General features: G+C 66.4%; 13 protein-coding genes. 8 read left to right on the top strand and 5 right to left on the bottom strand.

What is annotated here, in order from left to right:
• Positions 1-43 precede the first annotated feature (43 nt).
• A complete protein-coding gene (locus tag BLT71_RS01830; RefSeq protein WP_172829891.1) occupies positions 44-1,267 on the top strand; it encodes a glycosyltransferase 87 family protein in 1,224 nt (407 codons plus the stop codon).
• Positions 1,268-1,279: 12 nt separating this feature from the next.
• Here BLT71_RS01830 and mptB read toward each other — a convergent pair whose 3' ends face one another.
• Positions 1,280-2,881 carry a polyprenol phosphomannose-dependent alpha 1,6 mannosyltransferase MptB gene (mptB, locus tag BLT71_RS01825; RefSeq protein ID WP_091717052.1) on the bottom strand — a complete coding sequence of 534 codons (1,602 nt, stop codon included), beginning with the start codon at positions 2,879-2,881 and terminating at the stop codon, positions 1,280-1,282.
• A gap of 142 nt (positions 2,882-3,023) precedes the next feature.
• Positions 3,024-3,413 (bottom strand): MerR family transcriptional regulator, encoded by a 390-nt coding sequence (locus tag BLT71_RS01820; RefSeq protein WP_390896637.1) that lies wholly within the window; start codon positions 3,411-3,413, stop codon positions 3,024-3,026.
• 193 nt (positions 3,414-3,606) lie between these two features.
• On the opposite strand from BLT71_RS01820, the gene BLT71_RS01815 reads away from it, so the two are divergent.
• On the top strand, positions 3,607-5,106 hold the full coding sequence (locus BLT71_RS01815) for a SulP family inorganic anion transporter (protein WP_197676726.1): 1,500 nt from the start codon (positions 3,607-3,609) through the stop codon (positions 5,104-5,106).
• 42 nt (positions 5,107-5,148) lie between these two features.
• Here the strand turns inward: BLT71_RS01815 and BLT71_RS01810 are convergent, their stop codons facing one another.
• Positions 5,149-5,565 carry a hypothetical protein gene (locus tag BLT71_RS01810; RefSeq protein WP_091717050.1) on the bottom strand — a complete coding sequence of 139 codons (417 nt, stop codon included), beginning with the start codon at positions 5,563-5,565 and terminating at the stop codon, positions 5,149-5,151.
• Positions 5,566-6,492: 927 nt separating this feature from the next.
• The gene (locus BLT71_RS01805; RefSeq protein WP_091717048.1) at positions 6,493-7,521 is read right to left on the bottom strand and encodes a LacI family DNA-binding transcriptional regulator; all 1,029 of its coding nucleotides are present in this window, start codon (positions 7,519-7,521) and stop codon (positions 6,493-6,495) included.
• A gap of 128 nt (positions 7,522-7,649) precedes the next feature.
• Here BLT71_RS01805 and BLT71_RS01800 point away from each other — a divergent pair, with 128 nt between their 5' ends.
• The 3 genes from BLT71_RS01800 to BLT71_RS01790 are packed head-to-tail and all read left to right on the top strand — an operon-like array spanning position 7,650 to position 10,701.
• Entirely contained in the window at positions 7,650-8,879 is a 1,230-nt protein-coding gene (locus tag BLT71_RS01800; RefSeq protein WP_091717046.1) for a Gfo/Idh/MocA family protein, read from the top strand.
• Positions 8,876-9,574: a ThuA domain-containing protein gene (locus tag BLT71_RS01795; RefSeq protein ID WP_091717044.1), complete on the top strand. Its 699-nt coding sequence runs from the start codon at positions 8,876-8,878 to the stop codon at positions 9,572-9,574. The genes BLT71_RS01800 and BLT71_RS01795 overlap by 4 nt, the downstream gene beginning before the upstream one ends.
• Positions 9,559-10,701 (top strand): Gfo/Idh/MocA family protein, encoded by a 1,143-nt coding sequence (locus BLT71_RS01790; protein ID WP_091717042.1) that lies wholly within the window; start codon positions 9,559-9,561, stop codon positions 10,699-10,701. The genes BLT71_RS01795 and BLT71_RS01790 overlap by 16 nt, the downstream gene beginning before the upstream one ends.
• Here BLT71_RS01790 and BLT71_RS01785 read toward each other — a convergent pair.
• Positions 10,698-11,849, bottom strand: coding sequence for a GGDEF domain-containing protein (locus tag BLT71_RS01785; protein ID WP_091717040.1), 1,152 nt, complete (start codon positions 11,847-11,849; stop codon positions 10,698-10,700). The two genes, BLT71_RS01790 and BLT71_RS01785, sit on opposite strands and share 4 nt — an antisense overlap.
• Positions 11,850-12,007: 158 nt before the next feature.
• Here BLT71_RS01785 and BLT71_RS01780 point away from each other — a divergent pair, with 158 nt between their 5' ends.
• The 3 genes from BLT71_RS01780 to BLT71_RS01770 all read left to right on the top strand — a co-directional run bounded on the left by BLT71_RS01780 (position 12,008) and on the right by BLT71_RS01770 (position 14,760).
• The gene (locus BLT71_RS01780) at positions 12,008-12,244 is read left to right on the top strand and encodes a zinc-ribbon domain-containing protein (RefSeq protein ID WP_091717038.1); all 237 of its coding nucleotides are present in this window, start codon (positions 12,008-12,010) and stop codon (positions 12,242-12,244) included.
• Between the two features lie 124 nt (positions 12,245-12,368).
• Positions 12,369-13,727 carry a hemolysin family protein gene (locus BLT71_RS01775; RefSeq protein WP_091717036.1) on the top strand — a complete coding sequence of 453 codons (1,359 nt, stop codon included), beginning with the start codon at positions 12,369-12,371 and terminating at the stop codon, positions 13,725-13,727.
• Complete coding sequence (locus BLT71_RS01770) at positions 13,720-14,760, top strand: hemolysin family protein (protein ID WP_091717034.1); 1,041 nt, start codon at positions 13,720-13,722, stop codon at positions 14,758-14,760. Before BLT71_RS01775 ends, BLT71_RS01770 begins: the two co-directional genes overlap by 8 nt.
• The last annotated feature ends 230 nt before the right edge of the window (positions 14,761-14,990 follow it).

Genomic DNA, 14,990 nt, shown 5'->3' with positions numbered 1-14,990 from the left:
TGACCGCCTGGTCAGTGTCCGCACCCGGCTGCTCCCGGCGAAGGTGGTGGACTGGTTCGCCCGGCCGTCCAGCGTGTGGTGGGGCTTCGCCGTCGTGCATCTGTACTTCCTCGGCTGGATGGCGTCCTTTTTCCTGAATGGCGACACGTTCAGCGACACGGAGCAGTACCGCCAGTGGGCCACGGACGGCTACAACCCGCAGGACCTGGACGGCAAAATCAGCCCGTGGGTCTACCCGGTGCTGGCCCAGCTGCCCATCTTCCTGGCGAACATCGCGGGGCCCAGCCTGTACCTGCTCATGTGGTTCCTGATCATCACGGCGCTCAACGCCGTCGGGATCCTGTACCTGACGCGGGGGCCGCGCAAGGTCAGCGGCATCGCCCCCGCATGGTGGTGGCTGTTCTTCACCATCTTCATGGGCTACCTCAGCTTCGCGCGGGTGGAAGGCATCACCGCCCCGATCGTGCTCATCGCGCTGCTGTACGCGGCGGAGCGCCCCGTTGTTGCCGGCTTCCTGCTCAGCATCGCCACGTGGATCAAGGTGTGGCCCGCGGCCGTCCTGGCGCCCATCGTGATCGCCAGCCGCAAGCGCATCCAGGTGGTCCTGGCCGGTGCCGGCGTCACCGCCGCCGTGGCCCTGGGAACGTGGCTGTCCGGCGGCCTGCCGCACATCATGGACTTCCTCCTGAACCAGGGCGAACGCGGCATGCAGCTCGAAGCCACCTTCTCCACGCCGTGGGTGTGGCTGAGCGTCTTCCACATTGCCGGGTCCAAAATGGCGGACAACACGGCCATCAACTCCACCGAGGTCTACGGCCCGGGCGCCAGCACCGCGGCGTTCCTCATGCAGCCGCTGCTGATCCTCGCGGCCGTGGTGGCCGCCGTCCTGCTGGTCCGCGCACTGAAGCGCGGCGCCGAACGCGAGGAACTGTTCCTCGAGGGGTCTCTGATGATGGTCACCGCCTTCATCGTGTTCAACAAGGTGGGCTCGCCGCAGTTCATCATCTGGCTGGCCCCGGTGATCATCGCCGGCCTCGCGCACGATTGGAACCGCTGGAAGGTCCCCGCAGCGCTGCTCATGGGCATCGCCATGACCACGTTCGTGATTTACCCGCTGTTCTACACTCCGTTGATCCACGCCCACCCGGTGATGGCAGCCATCCTGACCACCCGCAACGTGCTGCTGGTAGTCCTGCTGTGGTGGTCGGTGAAGCGGACCGCCGAGCTGGGACGGAAGAACTCCGCTCCCGTAACTGCCGGGGCCTAGAACGGCTGGGGCCTAGCGACGTCCCGCGCGGCGTGTAGCCTGGCGGGCGGCCCGACGCTCCGCCACCCACTGCCAGCCCGTGCGGGCCAGGTCCAGCGGACGCCCCTCGATGAGCAGCTTGCGTGTATGCACGTCGAGGAATAGAAGGTAAAACGTAAAGGCCAGCGCTGTCACGAACGCCAGCGACGACGGCGGGATGGGCAGTTCCACGAAGCCCCACACGGAGAGCTGGTCCTGCGCGCCGAACACCACGAAGAACGTGACACCCACGTAGAGCGACCGGATCTGCCAGTCGTCACGGATGCCCGTGACGGCCAGGAACGGCAGGAACCACAGGATGTACCAGGGCTGGATGATGGGCGAGAGCATTACGACGGCGGTGAACGCCAACGCCATCCGGCGCACCGCCCGCGAGTAGTCGCCGCGGAACATGAGCAGCAGCACCAGCCCGATGGCTGTCCACTTCATTCCGGTCCGAAGCCACGTGGCGAAGGTTCCGCCCGGCAGGCCAAGGACATTGGCAAGGAACTCCACCTGCTGTCCCAGGAAGCCTGAGGGCGAGTAGCCGGTGTAGCCCGGGGTGGTGTCCAGGATGGCCCAGGTCCAGCCCATGCCCAGGTTGTACGGGATGCCGCTCAACACCAGGACGGCCAGGCTGATGCCCGCCGTGGCACCCCACATCAGGAACTTCCGGAGCCAGGACGCCGACGGTCCGGCCCACATCACCCCAATGAACGGCAGCAGGAGCACGGTGATGGGCTTGATGCCGATCGAGGCGGTGACCAGCAGGATGCCAACCAGGTAGCGCCGGGTGGCCGCGAAGTACACGCCGGCGACCGCCAGCCCCACCATCAGGGCGTCATTGTGGGCGCTGGCGATGAAGCTGATCAGGAACAGCGGGTTGGCCACCGTGATCCACAGCGCCCGGGCACCGTTGATGCCGTGCAGTTCGGCGAGCTTGGGCACGTAGATGACGCAGAGCAGCACGCCGACGCCGGCCAGCAGGCGGAAGAGCAGGACCGACGCGTCGGGCTGGGCTCCTGTCAGCCCCACCACCCCACGCGCGAGCCAGAGGAAGTACGGGCCGTAGGGTGTGCGGTTTTCCGCCCAGGCGGGATCGGCGCCGAGTGCGAACCAGTTGTTGAGGGTGGAGATTCCCACCTCATACGGGTTCTGGCCTTCCTGGACCAGCCGCCCCTGGCCGGTGTAGGCGTAGACGTCGCGGGAAAACACGGGGACGCAGAAGATCAGGGGCAGCGACCATGCGGACACGGCAATGACCACGGACCGCAGGGATTTGCTGCCCCAGTCCGCGAGCCGTTGGCCCAGCCGCAGCCAGGAGCGCATCAGGAGCATGGCGCCGAGGGTGAGGAGGAAGGTGGAAACCGTGACGCCCCATCCTTCGGTGCGCAGGGCGATAACCACGGGCTGGCGGATCATGGGTGAGCCGTTGGCGATCCACCCTGTGCCGATGGAGCCCACGAACATCATCAGGGAGCCGATGAAACCTTCGATGGTGGCAAGGTAGGCACGTCCTTTGGCCGGCGCGGACGCCGTTGCCGGTGTGCCCGGCCGGCTTTCCGAAGTCCGGAGGTGTGACCCGCCTGCCGTCATGATTGTGTCTGGTCCCCTACCTGGTTGCGGCGCTGGCTGGACCAGCGAGAAAAGGCCGCCCTGCAACCCGCCCATTTTATCAGCCGGCTTTGCTGCTGCTCCGGTCTGCGACAGGGAGGCTGCCCACAGTTTTCGTAAAGCCCTACTGCGCGTGGAGGAGTGCCAGGAACTCATCGGCCATGCCGAGCTGTTCCTCCAGCTTGGCGCGGCGCCGTGAGGCCTCCTCAATGAAGGTGTTCAGCTCGGATCTGATGGCGGTGTCATCCTGGCCGGGCCCGGACGCTTCCAGCGCGTCAATGACCCGCAGGAGCTCAGCCATGGCCTCAAGGGTGAATCCCAGTGGCTTCATCCGGCGGATCACCAGCAGGCGGGTGAAGTCGCGTTCGGTGTAGAGGCGGAAGCCGCCCTCGGTCCGGCCTGACGGTTTGAGCAGGCCCACCTCGTCGTAGTGGCGGATGGTCCGCAACGACATCTGCGACCGGTCCGCGAGCTCGCCGATATGCATCGTTGCCACCACTTCTTCGGCGGTCATTTCTTTCACCATCACGTCACCAACCCTGGTCAACCCTCACGTTAGGGTAGTGTTGCACACGCATCCGGACGTTGCCGGTGCATTCCCTCTCCACCCATTGTCTTCCATGACCGGGCTGGACCCGTGCGCAGCGTGGCGCAGAAACGTTCCCCACCGCTCTTCCCAAACAGAGCCGAGTCCCTGGAGCCGCTCCTTGGCCGTCGCCGACCGCCCCCGCCCTTTCCGGCAACCCATCACCGTGATGACCGCCCTGCGTTCCCCACGGCAACTGTCCCGCGAGGTCCTCGCAGGGATGGTCACAACGCTCGCGCTGGTCCCGGAGGTCATCTCCTTCTCGATCGTCGCGGGAGTCGACCCGATGGTGAGCCTTGTCGCCTCCATCGTGCTGGCCCTGGCGATGTCCATCCTTGGCGGCCGGCCGGGAGTGGTCACGGCCGCAGCCGGTTCCGTGGCCCTGGTCATTGCCCCGCTGGTGCATGAGCACGGCGTGCAGTACGTCCTGCCGACGGTGCTCCTGGCCGGCGTTATCCAGGTGGTCTTTGGCCTGGCCGGCCTGGCCCGCCTGATGCGGTTCATTCCCCGCTCGGTGATGATCGGGTTCGTGAATGCCCTGGGTGTGCTGATCTTCATGGCGCAGGTGCCGCACGTCCTCAACGTCCCGTGGCTCGCTTATGCCCTGTTCGCCCTGACTTTTGCCATCATTTTCATCCTTCCGCGGTTCACGAAGGTGGTCCCGTCGCCGCTGGTGGCGATCGTCGTCGTGACCGCAATCGCGATTATTGCCGGCCTCGCGGTTCCAAACGTCTCTGACGAGGGGCCCCTCACGGGCAAGCTGCCCGGCTTTACGCCGTTCCTCTTCCCGGTGAACGTTGAGACCTTCCAGCTGATCCTGCCCACCGCGCTGAGCGTGGCCTTCGTGGGGCTCATGGAAACGCTCCTCACCGCGAAACTCGTGGATGACATCACCGACACCCCGTCGCACAAGGGCCGCGAATCCTGGGCACTGGGCGTCTCGAACATCCTTGCCGGTTTCTATGGCGGCATCGCCGGGTGCGCGATGATCGGGCAGACCGTGCTGAACGTGAAGACCGGGCAGGCCCGCACCCGCATCTCGACGGTGGTGGCCGGGGTGTTCCTGCTGGCGTTGGTGACGGGGCTCAGTTCGATCATGGGCCAGATTCCCATGGTGGCCCTCGCCGCCGTGATGATGGTGGTGGCCGTTACCACCGTCGACTGGCACAGCGTGAGGCCGTCCACCCTGAAGCGGATGCCGCTGCCGGAGACGCTTGTCATGGGCGTCACGGTGGCAGTCGTGGTGTTCACCGGGAACCTTGCCTACGGCGTCCTGGTGGGCGTTGTCCTCGCCATGGTGCTGTTCGCGCGCCGGGTGGCCCACGTCATCAGCGTGGACAGGAAGCTTGCGGACGACGGCGAAAGCGTCCGCTACGACGTGGTGGGGCCGCTCTTCTTCGGCAGCAGCAACGACCTCGTGGAACATTTCGCATACGCCGACGACCCGGAGTCAGTAACCATCGACCTCAGCCGTGCCCAGATTTGGGACGCCTCCACCGTCGCCGCCCTCGACTCCATCGAAACGAAGTACGGCGACCACGGGGCCACGGTGGCCATTGAAGGCCTCGATGAGCGCAGCACCGGCTTCCACCGCCGCCTCAGCGGGCACCTCGGCTCCTGACACTTCCGGCCAGTTGAGCGCGGGCAAGCGTTTGGCGGCGAATCAGCGTCGGACGAGGATGTTGTCCTGGATCAGGGCATAACCCTGGCCCACCAGGTCCCCGGTATCCTCGCCGTCGGCCAGCACAGCCGCCTCACTGCCGTACCCCAGAAGATTGGTGGTCAGCACGGGCCCACCGTCCGTTGCGCACGCCGAACCCCACCGGTCCTTGCCTTCGTCCGCAACCTGGATCAAACAGAATCCCGCCTCCTGGTCCGGGCGGGCAAGGTAGAACCGGAAACCTCCGTGCTCAGCAGCCAGCCTGACAGTGGAGGGGTCCGCGCCCTTGAGGTCCACGAACACGGGGACCTCATCTTCGGCTGAAGCTGCCCGGTCAAGAATTGCCATGCCCGGCTGCTCCGGCTCCGGGGTACATGACACCAGCGCCAGCATCGCCATGGCTGCAACTGCGGACGTCACTACAGAGCCGCGGACCGGCATAATTCCCCCACCTCAAAAGAAAATATCTACTTAGCTACGATATTGCCGGGGAACAGGTTCCGCAAAAGCCACTTGACTTGATCTATGCGGCAATTTGATGCTATGAAAAACGACGGACGGCGCCATTTACCAGCACGCCTCGTGGGCGTCAATTCATAAACAACGGAATTTGCGCCAAATATCCCTGCTACGCTCGATCCGCCATCGAAATCGTATGGATTTACAAAATGGGGGAAAATGAATATCAGAAGAGTTCTTTTGGCAGCCACAATCTCCGCAGGCCTAAGCCTCGGCTTGGCGCTTCCTGCGCATGCATCTGAAATCCGGCCGTCCTCGTTATCGGGTGAAGATATCCAAGCCGCCGTGGATCATCACTTTGCGAATCTCTCCGCGCAGCCCGTGCAGCCAAAGGGAAGCATGGCCGGCACGGATGCCGTGGGGGACACATACCGCGTCTCCGTAACCGGCCAGCAGTACGGAACCGAGTCTCCGGACATTCTGACGAGCTGCAGGAATCCCGGAGCAACCTGCAGCCTGTCCCGTGCCGTGACCATGTCAGCCACGGTGTCGGGAGGGTTCGGATTGTCCGCGGGCGCTGTCAGTGCACAAGCGGGACTCAGCTATTCGGTATCCGTCTCCGATACCGTCTCCTGCACGTCGCCGGTCCTCGGCTACAACCAGCTTTACATCGCACGCCCATCTGGAACATTCGTTTTTTACAATGTTGACCGTTACAACCTCTTCGGTTTTCATACCGGCACTGAACGTGGGACGGCATTCTTCCCCACAGGAGTATCGTGCCGTGTGATTTACGGGTAAAGCAGTATTAGAACGAGGGCACCCATGACCGCAATTGGCAATGGGTGCCCTTTTCTGCTCCAAGAAATTAAATGGCGAACAGCAGGCCTATTCCCCGGGAGGGGCCGCCGTCGATTCCCGGACCACCAGCTTCGTGGCCAGTTCAACCCGGCGGGAGTCCGGCACCTCCCCCTGGACCTGGCGCAGGATAATCCGGAGGGCCGCGCGGCCGATGTCCCGCAGCGGCTGCGCCACGGTGGTCAGCGCCGGCACGGCCTCCTCCGCCTGGCGGATGCCGTCGAATCCCACCACGCTGAGTTCCTGCGGAATCCGGACCTGTTGGCGGAGGGCTTCGGCGATCACGCCCAAGGCGATGGTGTCGCTGGCGGCAACCACCGCCGTGGGCCGGGGCTCGAGCAGCAGCAGGTCGCGGAGCCGCCGCGCGCCGTCGTCGGACCTGAACTCCCCGGCCAGGACGTACCGGTCCTCCGCGGCAATTCCCTGTGAGCGCAGCGCCGCAAGGTAACCGTGCAGCCTGGCCTGGCTGCACTCCACCGCTTCAGGACCGCCGAGGAACGCTATCCGCCGGTGCCCCAACGACAGGAGATGCGCCGTGGCGTCCTTGGCCCCCGCCCAGTCGGTGCAGCCGACGCTCACCACCTGCTCGGACGGCGGATTCAGCGGATCGATGACCACCACGGGAACGCCGCGGCGGTGGAAGGCGTCCAGCGGCGCGTCGCCGAAGGCCGAGGTCACCACGATCATTCCGCACCGCCCCTGGTCCACGATGCGTTGGGCACGTTGCTCCGGGTAGGGCGCTCCCCCGCGCGAACCTGTACTGCTCAGCACCACCTCCACGCCGCCGGCCGTGGCCGAATCCATGATCCCGGCCAGCACCTCAGCCGTGTAGCCGGAATTCAGGGAGTCGACCACCACCTCCACCACCGGGACTGCAGCGAGGGAGCGGCGGTGCTGCACCGGCGACCTGTAGCCCGACTCTTCCAGGATGGCGAGGACCCGCTTCCGGGTTTCCGCCGCGACATCCGGCCGGCCGTTGATCACCTTGGAGACGGTGGGAACCGAGACGCCGGCCTGCCGAGCCACAGCCGAGAGGGTCAGCCTGCTGCGCTTCTCCATCCGCTTCCCATCCCGTCGTCGAAAGTTTTCGGTGGCCGAAAGCCTTGACGCGGAAACAGAAGCCAAAATAGCGTCAAAGTATCCCGAAATAGTACCGAAAACTTTCGAACACCTGCAAAGAGGCACACATGGCAAACTCCACCCCGCTGCGCATTGGCATGGCGGGCTACGCCTTCATGGGCGCCGCACATTCCCACGCCTGGCGGACGGCCCCGCGGTTCTTCGACCTTCCGCTGGTTCCGGAACTGACCGCCCTGGCCGGCAGGAACGCCGACGCCGCGGCAGCCGCGGCCGCCAAGCTGGGCTGGAGTTCCACCGAAACGGACTGGCGCCGGCTCATCGAGCGGGATGACATCGACCTCATCGACATCTGCACTCCCGGCGATACCCACGCCGAGATTGCCATTGCCGCGCTGGAAGCCGGCAAGCATGTGCTCTGCGAAAAGCCCCTGGCCAACACTGTGGAGGAGGCCGAGCGCATGGCCGCCGCAGCACGGACCGCCGCGCCGCGCGGCGTCTACGCCATGTGCGGCTACAGCTACCGCCGCACCCCGGCCCTGGCGTTGGCAAAGCGGATGGTGGACGGCGGCAGGCTGGGAACCATCCGTCACGTGCGTGCCCAATACCTCCAGGACTGGCTCAGCGACGAAAATGCCCCCATGACCTGGCGCCTGGACAAGGCCAGGTCCGGCTCCGGCGCCCTGGGCGACATCGGCGCCCACATCATCGACGCCGCCCAGTGGATCACCGGCAGGCAGGTCTCCGGAGTGTCGGCCCTGATGGAGACGTTCGTCCGGGAACGGCCCCTTGCCGGCGACCTCGTGGGCCTCGGCGGCCACGGAAACCTCGACGCCGGTTCGCCCCGGGGTGCGGTAACGGTGGACGACACGGCGATCTTCACGGCAAGGTTCGACGGCGGCCCGGTGGGGGTTTTCGAGGCCACGCGCTATGCGCTGGGGCGGCGGAACGCCATGCGGCTGGAAATCAACGGCAGCGAGGGCTCCCTCGCCTTCGACTTCGAGGACAACAACGTCCTGTCCTTCTATGACGCCGCTGAAGGGCCCGACGCCGGCTTCCGCAGGATCATCGTCACCGAACCGGAGCACCCCTACGTGGGCAACTGGTGGCCCACCGGCCACGGCCTCGGGTACGAGCACGGCTTCACCCACCAGGTGGTGGACCTGGTGACAGCCCTCGCGGCCGGCCGCCAGCCTGAACCGTCCTTCCATGACGCCCTGCGGGTGCAGCGCGTCCTCGCAGCGGTGGAGAGCAGTGCAGGCAATGCCTCCCGCTGGCAAGAGATCCGCCAACCAGACCCAGCCTCCAGCTCCTATGCACATGAAGGAATATCCCTATGACCGGCACGAAAAACGCCCTGGTGGTCCGCGGCGGCTGGGACGGGCACCAGCCCGTCGAAGCAACGGACCTGTTCATCCCCTTCCTCAAGGACCACGGGTACGACGTCCGGATCGAGGATTCCCCGAAGATCTATGCCGATGCGGACTACATGGCGGGCGTGGACCTCATCGTCCAGTGCATGACCATGAGCACCATCGAAAAGGACGAGTTCGCGGGCCTGCGGGCCGCCGTCGAAAACGGGACCGGCCTGGCGGGCTGGCACGGCGGCATCGCTGATTCGTACCGCAATACCTCCGACTACCTGCACCTGATCGGCGGGCAGTTCGCCTGCCACCCCGGCAAGCACCCGGACGAGCGCCGAGGCGAACAGGCGGACAACTACGTTCCGTACACGGTGAACATGCTTCCCGCCGCGGCGGACCACCCCATCACCCGCGGCATTCCCGGCTTCGACCTGGTCACCGAGCAGTACTGGGTGCTGGCCGATGACTACATCGACGTCCTGGCCACCACCACGCAGAAAGTCCGGCCCTGGGATCCGTGGCACCGCGAGGTCACCTCACCGGCCATCTGGACCCGACAGTGGGGCGCGGGAAAGATCTTCGTGTGCACCCCCGGCCACCGCGTGGAAATCCTGGAGGACGCCAACGTCCGCACCATCGTGGAGAGGGGGCTGCTGTGGGCCAGCCGCTGACCGCAGGCACTGCCATCACCGTCGGCATCATCGGCTGCGGCGCCATCAGTGCCCAGTACCTGGCGAGCTTCCGCCGCCTGCCGGACATCCGGCTCATCGCCGTGGCGGACCTGGACCTGTACCGCGCGCAGGCTGTGGCGGACTCCTGCGATGGCGTGCGTGCCCTGACGGTGGACGAACTGCTGGCTGATCCCGCCGTCGGCCTCGTTTTGAACCTCACCATCCCCGCGGCCCACGCGGACATCGCACTCCAGGCCATTGCCGCCGGGAAGGCCGTGTACGGCGAAAAGCCGCTGGCGGCGAGCACCAAGGAGGCCAGGGAGGTCCTGGACGCTGCGAAGGCCGCCGGCGTCGCCGTGGGATGCGCTCCGGACACGGTCCTGGGCACCGGGATCCAGACCGCGCGGAAGGCGATCGACGACGGCCTGATCGGCACCCCCATCGCCGCCACCGCCGTGATGGCCACCCCGGGGCACGAGCGCTGGCACCCCAACCCGGACTTCTACTACCAGCCCGGCGGCGGCCCGCTGCTGGACATGGGCCCCTACTACGTCACCGCACTGGTGACCCTGCTGGGTCCTGTGGTCTCCGTGACCGGCGCCGCCAGCCACACCAGGGACCAGCGCAGCATTGGCTCCGGCCCCCGCGCCGGCGAAACCGTTCCCGTCCACGTGGACTCGCACGTCACCGGGACACTGACGCATGCCGGCGGCGCCATCTCCACGCTGGTGATGAGCTTTGACGCCGTCCGCACCAAGAGCCCCAACCTGGAGGTGCACGGCGAGCGCGGCTCGCTGGTGGTTCCGGATCCCAACAAGTTCGACGGCGACGTGGAGCTTTTCACGCTCGGTGCAGCGGACTGGGAGGTGCTTCCGGTGTCGGCCGGCTACGAGGGCGCGGGCCGCGGCTTCGGGATCGCGGACCTGGCGGCCACCCCTCCCGGCAGCGAGCCGCGGGCCGGGGGCGAGCTGGCGTTCCACGTCCTGGATGTCATGGAGTCCCTGCTGGAGGCTGCCCGGACCGGCGCCGCCACGAAGGTGCGGAGCACCGTTGCCCGGCCCGCACCGGTCCCGCTGACACCCGCCCAGCCGGAGGACGGCCCGGACAGCAGCCCCGCTCGCGCCTAAACGCGCCCGTCGCTGCGGGCGCTCCGGTTCCGGCCCAGGGACTTGGCCGTGTACAACGCCGCATCCGCTGCGGCGATGAGATCGTCCACCTGGGAGGTCCCGGCGTCGTACGTGGAAATCCCATAACTCGCCGTGGGCATCTCCACCCCGTCCAGGCGGGCGTCCGCGGCGAGGCGGCGGCTGATTTCGGAAGCTACCAGCTCTGCCCGCTCGGGGCTGGCGCCGGGCATCAGGAGGACGAATTCCTCGCCGCCGTAGCGGCCCACCAGGTCCGTGGTCCGCACGGTGGCGGTGCAGGCGTCCGCGAACCGGCGCAGTGCCACGTCCCCTGCCGCATGGCCGTAAGTGTCGTTGACGGATTTGAAGTGGTCCAGGTCGGCCAGGATGAGGGCCCCGGAGGCGCCGGTGATGGCCCGGTCCGCCAACTGTTCGGCGGCCAGGTCCAGGAAGGCTTTCCGGTTCAGGAGGCCGGTGAGGTCGTCGCGCGAGGCCACCACGCGCAGGGCCCGCGTCTGCTGCTCGCTGCTCAGGGCCGCCATGCTGAAGGACACCACCACGAGGAGCACCATGGTCACCAGCGTGGTGACGGCAGAGCCGAACACGGTGACGAACGTGCGCCCGTCCTGGCCTTCCAGGACGAAGGCCAGCCAGCGGAAGAAGTAGTAGACGGCCAGGCCGCCGGCGGAGACCGCCATGGGGATCCGGACCCGGGAGTACCCGGGCTCCAGGCGCCACAGTTCGCGTGAGGCCAGCCCGATGCTGATGCTCATGGCGGCAAGGAAAACCGTCCCGCCGGACCAGGTGTTGGTGGCCGGGCTGTCCAGGATCGACGCCACCAGCGTGGCCAATGGAAGGCCTGCGAAGGCCCACATGGGCGGCCGGACGGTACGCAGGGACCGGGCGCCCGCCCAGACGGCCACGCCGCCGTGGACCAGCAGCACGTTGCCCACGGGGTTGGCCCAGACCTGGTGCGGCGTCCCGTCCAGCAGGAAACACCCTGAACCGCCGAGGAAGAAGATCAGCGCCACGCACCACCAGCCGCTGTATGGGGAGCGCGTTACCCGGTACGCCGAGAAGTAGAACAGCACCACCAGCACCAGGGCCATGAGGCCGAATGCGATCCGAAGGGTCGTCGTATCCAGAACCATGTCTCCGAAAGTCCCCCAAACGCCGAAACCCTAATTGCCCCCAAGTATCGCACCGCCCCGGCTGGCCCGCACCCACCACGCCATGACGAACGTGCTTGGACCGCCTAGTGTGGAAGATGCTGCCGGTTCACCCGTACAAGCCACCAGAAAGGCCCGCCATGCTCCTTCTCTTTGGCTTCAAGACAGTGGACAAAGCCCTCCCCGGCAGGCCCGGTACGTGCCAGCACTGCCACGCCCACGTACACCACGCACTGGTTGAGCGGGCCACCAAGTTCACGCTGTTCTTCATCCCGGTGTTCACCACGTCCCGGAAGTTCCGCATCACCTGCACCAACTGCGGTTACGTCTCGTCCATCTCGGGCCGCCAGAAGCGGGCGCTGGAAATGCGCGGCTGACGCTGCGGGAACTTCCGGCCGTCCCGTACAGTTAAAAGCACTATGGACGACCCTCCTTCACATATGCCCTGGCCCCTCTGCCTTCTGACCGGATCACCGGCCACCACAGGAGAGGGGCGCCCCAATGTATGAATGGATCATGCTGGGCATCGGCCTGGTCCTGACCGTCGGCACCGGCTTCTTCGTCGCCTCCGAGTTCGCCCTGGTGAACCTGGACCGGCACGACCTCGAAGCCCGCCAGGCCCGCGGCGAGAAACGCCTCGGCCCCACCATCAAAGCCCTCAAGATCACGTCCACCCACCTTTCGGGTGCACAGCTGGGCATCACCCTCACCACGCTCCTCACCGGTTACACGTTCGAGCCCGCCATCAGCCGGATGCTCAGCGGCCCGCTGACATCCGCGGGCCTGCCGGAAACCCTGGTGCCGGCCGTCGGATCCGTGGCCGGTATTTTCCTGGCCACCATCTTCTCCATGGTGATCGGCGAACTGGTTCCGAAGAACTTTGCCCTGGCCCTGCCGCTGGCCACCGCCAAGGTGGTGGTGCCGTTCCAGGCGCTCTTCACCACGGTCTTCAAGCCCGTGATCCTGCTCTTCAACAACACCGCCAACAAGATCATCCGCGGCTTCGGCATCGAACCCAAGGAAGAACTGTCCGGCGCCCGGAGCGCGGAGGAGCTGAGCTCCCTGGTGCGCCGCTCCGCCCTCGAAGGCGTTCTTGACCTGGACCATGCCACGCTGCTGCACCGTACGCTCCGCTTCACCGAGCACAGCGCGGTGGATGTCATGACGCCGCGTGTCCGGATGACCGCGGTGGGTACAGCGGACACCGCGGAGGACATCGTCGGCCTGGCGAAGTCCACCGGCTACTCCCGCTTCCCGGTGATCGGCCGGGACCGGGATGACGTGGTGGGCGTCCTGCACGTCAAGCAGGCGTTCGCCGTCGCCCTGTCCGACCGCGCCGTCACCACCGCCGAAGACCTCATGATTGAACCGCTCCGCGTTCCCGAATCCATGGGCGTTGACACCCTTCTGAACCTGCTCCGAAAGCAGGGGCTGCAGGTGGCCATCGTCTCCGACGAGCACGGCGGCACCGCCGGTATCGTCACGCTGGAGGACCTCGTGGAAGAGATCGTGGGTGAACTGGAGGACGAGCATGACCGCGCCCGCGTGGGCGTGGTCCGCACCGGCCGCTCCATCACCTTCGACGCCGCGCTGCGCCCGGACGAACTCCTGGACCGCACCGGCATCCGCGTTCCGGACGGTGAGTACGACACCGTTGCCGGCTTCGTAACGGACCAGCTGGACCGGCTGCCCGAGCTCGGAGACGAAGTGGAGGTCGACGGCGGCACGCTCCGTGTGGAGCGCGCGCTGGAGACCCGCGTGGAGCGGCTCCGCTTCACGCCCGCCGAATCCGGCGAAGCACCGCAAAGCCCGCACGACAGGATCGTGGACAACATCACCCGGGAGCTGACCCATGAGTGAATATCTTCCCGGCATCATCTGGCTGGCTGTGCTCCTGGTGGTTAACGGCTTCTTCGTGGGCGCCGAGTTCGCGGTGATCTCGGCCCGCCGGTCGCAGATCGAACCCAAGGCGGAAGCGGGCAGCAAAGCCGCCAAAACCACGCTGTGGGCCATGGAGCACGCAACGCTCATGCTGGCCACCAGCCAACTGGGCATCACTGTCTGTTCGCTGATCATCCTGAACGTTTCCGAACCGGCCATCCACCACCTCCTGGAAATCCCGCTGGGCCTGACGTCCCTGTCCTACGAGGCCATCAGCATCATCGCGTTCATCGTGGCCCTGCTGCTGGTGACCTTCCTGCACGTGGTCCTGGGCGAGATGGTGCCCAAGAACATTTCGTTCTCGGTCCCCACGCGGGCTGCGCTGATCCTGGCCCCGCCGCTGGTAGTTGTGGCACGGATCTTCAAGCCCGTGATCTGGACGCTGAACGGCATCGCCAACGGCATCCTGCGCCTGTTCAAGGTGGAACCCAAGGATGAGGCCACCAGCGCCTACACCCTGGATGAGGTGGCCAGCATCGTGGAGCAGTCCACCCGCGACGGCATGCTGAAGGACACCACCGGTGCCCTGACCAATGCGTTCGAGTTCACCGCCAAGACGGTGGCCGACGTCCAGGTTCCGCTGGCGGACATCGTGCTGCTCCCGGAGACGGCCACCCCGGCCGACATCCAGCAGGCCGTGGCCCGGCACGGGTACTCGCGCTACATCCTCACGGACGGCAACGCCGAACCTGCGGGCTACCTCCACCTCAAGGACGTCATGGACCTCACGTCGCCGGAGAAGTTCGCCCGGCCGGTGCCTGCCAAGCGGATCCGTCGGCTCGCCTCGGCCTTCGCGGGCTCCGAGCTTGAGGACGCACTCGCGGCCATGCGCCGCACCGGAGCCCACGTGGCCCGGGTGTTCGACGCCGAGGGCGCCACCACCGGGATGCTGTTCCTTGAGGACATCATCGAAGAGCTGGTGGGCGAGGTGCAGGACGCCACCAGCGTCTGACCGGCATTTCAGCACCAGGGTGCGGCCTCCTTCGGGGGGCCGCACCTTTTTTGCGCCGGACCCTAGCCGCCGACGGCGGACGCCGCTAGAGTGGGTCCCGGTTCCGCCCTGCCGTTCCCGGCAGGACGACGGGAACCTTTCGAGGGATTGGAGGTGGTTTTGATGACTGCCATTGTCGCGCGCCTTGGGCGCCCCGCAACCATCAACCCAACCTTTTTCCCCGCCTGCAC

Source organism: Pseudarthrobacter equi (assembly GCF_900105535.1).
Classification (GTDB): domain Bacteria; phylum Actinomycetota; class Actinomycetes; order Actinomycetales; family Micrococcaceae; genus Arthrobacter; species Arthrobacter equi.
The sequence above is the reverse complement of the archived record's forward strand: the minus strand, read 5'-3'. Positions and strand labels throughout refer to the sequence as shown.

Excerpts from the sequence above, each read along its gene's own strand:
- mptB (WP_091717052.1), bottom strand. The coding sequence starts at position 2,881 with ATGACGGCAGGCGGGTCACACCTCCGGACTTCGGAAAGCCGGCCGGGC.
- BLT71_RS01820 (WP_390896637.1), bottom strand. The coding sequence starts at position 3,413 with ATGACCGCCGAAGAAGTGGTGGCAACGATGCATATCGGCGAGCTCGCG.
- BLT71_RS01805 (WP_091717048.1), bottom strand. The coding sequence starts at position 7,521 with ATGGAGAAGCGCAGCAGGCTGACCCTCTCGGCTGTGGCTCGGCAGGCC.
- BLT71_RS01800 (WP_091717046.1), top strand. The coding sequence starts at position 7,650 with ATGGCAAACTCCACCCCGCTGCGCATTGGCATGGCGGGCTACGCCTTC.
- BLT71_RS01795 (WP_091717044.1), top strand. The coding sequence starts at position 8,876 with ATGACCGGCACGAAAAACGCCCTGGTGGTCCGCGGCGGCTGGGACGGG.
- BLT71_RS01785 (WP_091717040.1), bottom strand. The coding sequence starts at position 11,849 with ATGGTTCTGGATACGACGACCCTTCGGATCGCATTCGGCCTCATGGCC.
- BLT71_RS01780 (WP_091717038.1), top strand. The coding sequence starts at position 12,008 with ATGCTCCTTCTCTTTGGCTTCAAGACAGTGGACAAAGCCCTCCCCGGC.
- BLT71_RS01775 (WP_091717036.1), top strand. The coding sequence starts at position 12,369 with ATGTATGAATGGATCATGCTGGGCATCGGCCTGGTCCTGACCGTCGGC.
- BLT71_RS01770 (WP_091717034.1), top strand. The coding sequence starts at position 13,720 with ATGAGTGAATATCTTCCCGGCATCATCTGGCTGGCTGTGCTCCTGGTG.